Here is a 5,502-nt window from a genome sequence, read left to right as displayed (position 1 = left end):
CGCCGGCGCGCAGGCCGAGCCGGCGGGGCTGCTGGCGCTGACGGCGCCGTCGATGTTCGGGCGCCTGCATGTCGCGCCGCTGGCGGCCGAGTTCCTCCAGCAGTACCCGCGGATGCGGATGAAGCTGCTGCTGGTCGACCGCGTCGTGTCCTTGCTGGACGAAGCCCAGGACCTGGCGGTGCGGATCGCCCACCTGCCGGACTCGGGGCTGACGGCGGTGCCGGTGGGCGCGATGCGGCGGGTGATCGTGGCGTCGCCGGACTACCTCGCGCGGGCCGGCGAGCCGCGGTCGCCGCGCGAGCTGGTGGGGCATCGCATCGTGGCCGGCTACTTCGACGGCCAGGGCATGACGCCCTGGCGCTTCCGCGAGGGATCGCAGGCGCTGACCCCGACGCTGATGGTCAACGACAGCGCGGCCGGCATCGCAGCGGCCGAGGCCGGCGTGGGACTGGCGCGCTGCCAGGTCTACCAGGCGGCGGAGGCGGTGCGGGCGGGGCGGCTGCGCATCGTGCTGGCGGACCACGAGATCCCCGCCGCGCCGGTGCACCTGGTGCATGCCGCCGGCCGGCGCGTGCCGGCGCCGCTGCGGCTGTTGATCGACCACATGGCCGCGCGGCTGCGCGACCAGCCGGTGCTGGCCGGTGAAGCTTTCCTGCGCTGAGGCGCCACCATGAACAAGGGGCCCGTCGGGCCCCTGGATCGTTCGGTGACGCCACGGCGCCGCGGCGGCGCCGTCGATCAGCCCTTCGCCGTCGCCTTCTTGGCCGCGACCTTCTTGGCGGCCGGCTTGGCGCCGGTCTTGGCGGCGCGCGGCTCGAACTCGAACACCACCTTGCCTTCCTTCTTGTCGTAGCTCAGGAAGGCCTTGAACTTGCGGCGCGTCTTGTTGGAGACGAAGTTCTCCAGCAGGTCCGTCTTGCCAGTGGTCAGGAGCTTGGTGACCTGCTCCGGCTCGACCGGCTGCTGCAGGATGATCTTGCCGCTCTTGAAGTCGCAGGTGACCTTGTCGCCGACCGCGTGCTCGCAGACGTAGTTGCTGCCGAAGTCGAAGACGCGGCCGCCGCACTTGGGGCAATGGCCCAGCGAGGTCTGCCCGCTGAAGTCCACCGGCTCGCCGTTCTCCTCGGCCTTCTTCGCGTCCTCGCCGAAGTCGAACTCCAGCTTCCAGTTGTCGATCTCGGCGTCGAAGACCAGCGCCAGCTCGGCCGTGAAGGGCCAGCCCGCCTTGGAGCGGAAGCCCTCCAGCGGTCCGACCTTCTTGTCGCGCAGGAAGGCCTCGACCTCGTGCAGCTCGAAGCTGCGGCCGCCCGGGATCTTGGGAATCGAGAAGCCGCAGCCCTCGCCGTCACCGCTCCGGCCGGTGCAGGTGAAGCGGCGGTAGTTCTCCTTGACCACGCCGCCGCACTTCGGGCACGGGGTCTTCAGCGTCGCGTAGTCGCCGGGGATGGTGTCGCGGTCGTACTCCTTGGCCTTGCGCACGACCTTCTCGGTCATCGCGGCGATCTCGGCCATGAAGGCTTCGCGCTTGAGCCGCCCCTTCTCCATCTCGGACAGCTGGAACTCCCAGTTGCCGGTCAGCTCGGGCTTGGTCAGTTCCTCCACGCCCAGCCCGCGCAGCAGCGTCATCAGCTGGAAGGCCTTGGCGGTGGGGATCAGCTCGCGGCCCTCGCGCAGCATGTACTTCTCGGCCAGCAGGCCTTCGATGATCGCGGCGCGCGTGGCCGGCGTGCCCAGGCCCTTCTCGGCCATGGCCTCGCGCAGCTCGTCGTCGTCGACCAGCTTGCCCGCGCCTTCCATCGCCGACAGCAGCGTCGCTTCCGTGTAGCGCGCCGGCGGCTTGGTCACCAGCGCCTTGACCTCGGTGTCCTCGGTGCGCACCACCTCGCCGGCCTTCACCGGCACCAGCATCGCGCCGCTGGTGCCCGGCTCGGCGTTCTCGTCGGTGGCCTCCTTGCCGTAGACCGCCTGCCAGCCCGGCTTGACCAGCACCTTGCCGTTGGTCTGGAAGGCATAGGACTTGGCCGCCGTCTTCACCGTCGAGATGCGGGTCGTGACCTGGAACTCGGCCGGCGGGAAGAACACCGCCAGGAAGCGCTTGACGACCATGTCGTAGAGCTTGGCCTCGGCTTCGGTCAGGCTGCGCGGGGGCTGCAGCGTCGGGATGATGGCGAAGTGGTCCGACACCTTGGCGTTGTCGAAGACCTTCTTCGTCGGCTTGATGTAGCCCTTGTCCAGCGCCGTGCGCGCATGCGGCGCGAGCGCCTGCAGCGGGCCGGGCAGGTCCTCGCTGGCGATCATCTCGGCGGTCTGCTTCGCCACGCCCAGGTAGTCCTCCGGCAGGTAGCGCGAGTCCGTCCGCGGATAGGTCAACACCTTGTGCTTCTCATACAGCGCCTGCGCCAGGCCCAGCGTCGTCTTGGCCGAGAAGCCGAAGCGCGAGTTGGCCTCGCGCTGCAGCGTGGTCAGGTCGTACAGGCCCGGGCTGGCGGTGGTGCTGGGCTTGGACTCCTCGGTCACCGTGGCGGGCTGGCCCTTGGCGGCGGCCGCGATGGCATCGGCCTCGGCCTGCGTCCAGACGCGGTCGGCGCGCTGTTCGGGGTCCTCGGCGTTCTTCTTGAACGCGGGGTCGAACCACTTGCCCTCGTACTGGCCGGCCTCGGCGTCGAACGTGCCGCGGATCTCCCAGTAATCGCGGTAGACGTGCTTGCGGATCTTCTCCTCGCGCTCCACGACGATGGACAGCGTCGGCGTCTGCACGCGGCCCACGGTGGTCAGGAAGAAGCCGCCATCGCGCGAGTTGAACGCCGTCATCGCGCGCGTGCCGTTGATGCCCACCAGCCAATCGGCCTCGGAACGGCAGCGCGCGGCGTCGGCCAACGGCAGCATCTGCTGGTCGGTGCGCAGGCGCTCGAAGCCCTCGCGGATCGCCTGCGGCGTCATCGACTGCAGCCACAGCCGGCTCACCGGCTTGGTCACCTGCGCCTTGGCGGTGCCGGCGTACTGGACGATCAGGCGGAAGATCAGTTCCCCTTCGCGCCCCGCGTCACAGGCGTTGATCAGCGAAGTCACGTCCTTGCGCTTGATCAGCTTGACCAGCGCGTTGAGCCGGCCCTTGCTCTTGTCGATCGGGTTCAGGTCGAAGTGGGGCGGGATCACCGGCAGATGGGCGAAGCTCCACTTGCCGCGCTTGACGTCGAATTCCTCCGGCGCCTTGATCTCCACCAGGTGGCCGACGGCCGAGCTGACGACGTACTCGTCGTTCTCGAAATACTCGTCGTGCTTCTCGAACTTGCCCGACAGCGGGGTCAGCGCCTTGACGATGTCCTGCGCCACCGACGGCTTCTCCGCGATCACCAATGCCTTGCTCATGCGCTTGTTTCTTTCGTCTTCGTTCAGGCGTCCGAAATCCTCGTGAACGCCTGCCTACAATCCGGCCTCGCGCGCGCCCACGCACCTACGTACGTGTGTGCACGCGCGCGCACCCATGAATTCAATGTACCGGACTCGCTCCATGCCGCAACAGCGTCCCGATTCGCAGCTCCCGCCCACCGCTCCGGAGACCGGCGCCGCCGCCGTCCCGGCCGACAAGGCCAGCAAGGGCAAGAAGGCCAGGAAGGCGGAGAAGGCGGAGAAGGCCGGCAAGGGGAAGAAGGCTGACAAGGCGGACAAGTCCGGGAAGGCCGGCAAGCCGGGCAAGCGCAGCGCCCGGATCGAGGTCCGGGCGTCCGGCGTGCATGGCCGCGGCGTCTACGCGGTCGAGCCGCTGAAGGCGGGCGAGAAGCTCATCGAATACAAGGGCGAGCGCATCGACTGGGACGAGGCGCTGCGCCGCCATCCCCACGATCCGTCGCAGCCGGACCATACCTTCTACTTCCACCTCGAGACCGGTGGGGTCATCGACGCCGCGTCGACGGCAACCGCGCGCGCTGGATCAACCACGCCTGCACCCCCAACTGCGAAGCGCGGGAGAAGAAGGGCCGGGTGTTCATCCACGCATTGACGGACATTTACCCGGGCGAGGAACTGTTCTACGACTATGGTCTGGTGATCGAGGAACGCTATACGCCCAAGCTGAAGAAGCGTTTCGAGTGCCGCTGCGGCACGCCGGGCTGTCGCGGCACGATGCTCGCGCCCAAGGGGCGCTGAGGGCGGATCGGTCCGCCGGCCGGGACGGCGACTAGCGGGCGCCGAACGGGCGGCGGGGGGACCCTGTCAGGTCCTACAGCCACCGATTCGTGGTGCCGCTCCCCCGGAAGGGGGGCGTCTCCCTCTAGACTCCGCCCATCCACGACCACCGGACCGACCGGCCCGGGAAGACCAAGACGGGAATCGCAGGATCACATTCGCGGCGATGCAAGAACATCAGAACTGGGGCGCCGAAGCCCTTTGGCAAGACCTGGAGCCGCTGCTGCCGGGGCTCAGCATCGAGGTGCTGGCGCGGGTCGAATCGACCAACGCCACCCTGGTCGAGCGCGTGCGGCGCGATGAAGGCGCCGCGGCCAGCGGCGGCGGTGGTGGCGGCCGGGCGGGCGATCGTCCCTACGGACGCCGCCAGCACGACCTGCATCCCTGCCTGCTGATCGCCGAGCACCAGACCCACGGCCGCGGTCGCCAGGGCCGCAGCTGGCACAGCACGGCCGGCGCGTCGCTGACCTTCTCGCTGTCGCTGCCGCTGGAGATCGCGGACTGGTCGGGTCTGTCCCTGGTGGTCGGCGCGGCCATCGCCGAGGCGCTCGATCCCGATGGCCGCCGGCTCGGCCTGAAGTGGCCCAACGACCTGTGGCTGGACGAGCGCAAGCTCGGCGGCATCCTGATCGAGACCGTGCCCGCCGGGTCGTCGCGCATGGCGGTGATCGGCGTGGGGCTGAATGTGTCGGACCGCGCCAAGGTGGCCGAGTCGCAGCTCAACACCGGCTTCGCCTGCCTGCAGGAACTGCTGCCCGACATCACCCCGCCGCAGGCGCTGGCGCGGCTGGCGCCGGTGCTGGTGAAGGCGCTGGCGGCCTTCCCGCGCGAGGGCTTCGGCGCCTGGCGCGAGCGCTTCGCGGCGCGCGACCTGCTGCAGGGCAAGGCGATCACCGCCGGGGCGCTCGAAGGCACCGGGGCCGGCGTGAACGAACGCGGTGAACTGCTGATCGACACCGCCCAGGGCCGCCAGACGGTCAGCGGCGGCGAGGTGAGCGTGCGACTCGGCGGCGCGTCCGCCGGCGCGCAGGGGTAAGCCGCGATGCTGCGCGCCGCGGTCGTCCTGTTGTTCGTCGCCAATGTGCTGGTGTTCGCGTGGAACAAGGGCTGGGTCGGGGGCGCGGCCGCCACCGCGCCGCGGCTGGAGCAGCAGGTCAATCCGCAGCGCCTGTCGCTGCTCAACCAGCAGGCGGTGACGCAGCTGGCCACGCGCACCTGCGTCGAACTCGGACCGCTGATCGGCGACGAGCTGCTCAAGCGCGCGAATGCGACGCTGGCCTCGGCCGGCGTGCCTGGCGCCGCGATCGAGTCGCGCGT

General features: G+C 69.7%; 3 protein-coding genes and 2 pseudogenes. 4 read left to right on the top strand and 1 reads right to left on the bottom strand.

All coding sequences use genetic code 11. The features are described from left to right. Positions 1-661, top strand: a 661-nt coding sequence (locus FUT87_RS04085; RefSeq protein ID WP_147240173.1) for a LysR substrate-binding domain-containing protein, incomplete at its 5' end; no start/stop codon positions are given. A 77-nt stretch (positions 662-738) separates the two neighbouring features. Here the strand turns inward: FUT87_RS04085 and FUT87_RS04080 are convergent. Continuing rightward, positions 739-3,369 (bottom strand): DNA topoisomerase III, encoded by a 2,631-nt coding sequence (locus FUT87_RS04080; protein ID WP_147240172.1) that lies wholly within the window; start codon positions 3,367-3,369, stop codon positions 739-741. A 340-nt stretch (positions 3,370-3,709) separates the two neighbouring features. Here FUT87_RS04080 and FUT87_RS04075 point away from each other — a divergent pair. From FUT87_RS04075 to FUT87_RS04065, 3 genes and pseudogenes are all read left to right on the top strand, one after another. Beyond that, positions 3,710-4,146: pseudogene (locus FUT87_RS04075) on the top strand (SET domain-containing protein). Positions 4,147-4,351: 205 nt separating this feature from the next. After that, positions 4,352-5,221 (top strand): biotin--[acetyl-CoA-carboxylase] ligase, encoded by an 870-nt coding sequence (locus FUT87_RS04070; protein WP_147240171.1) that lies wholly within the window; start codon positions 4,352-4,354, stop codon positions 5,219-5,221. A gap of 6 nt (positions 5,222-5,227) precedes the next feature. After that, positions 5,228-5,502: pseudogene (locus FUT87_RS04065) on the top strand (hypothetical protein); the annotation flags it as partial.

It is taken from the genome of Mitsuaria sp. TWR114 (assembly GCF_007997345.1).
The sequence above is the reverse complement of the archived record's forward strand: the minus strand, read 5'-3'. Positions and strand labels throughout refer to the sequence as shown.

Coding starts and splice junctions, on each gene's coding strand:
- FUT87_RS04080 (WP_147240172.1), bottom strand. CDS start 3,369: ATGAGCAAGGCATTGGTGATCGCGGAGAAGCCGTCGGTGGCGCAGGAC.
- FUT87_RS04070 (WP_147240171.1), top strand. CDS start 4,352: ATGCAAGAACATCAGAACTGGGGCGCCGAAGCCCTTTGGCAAGACCTG.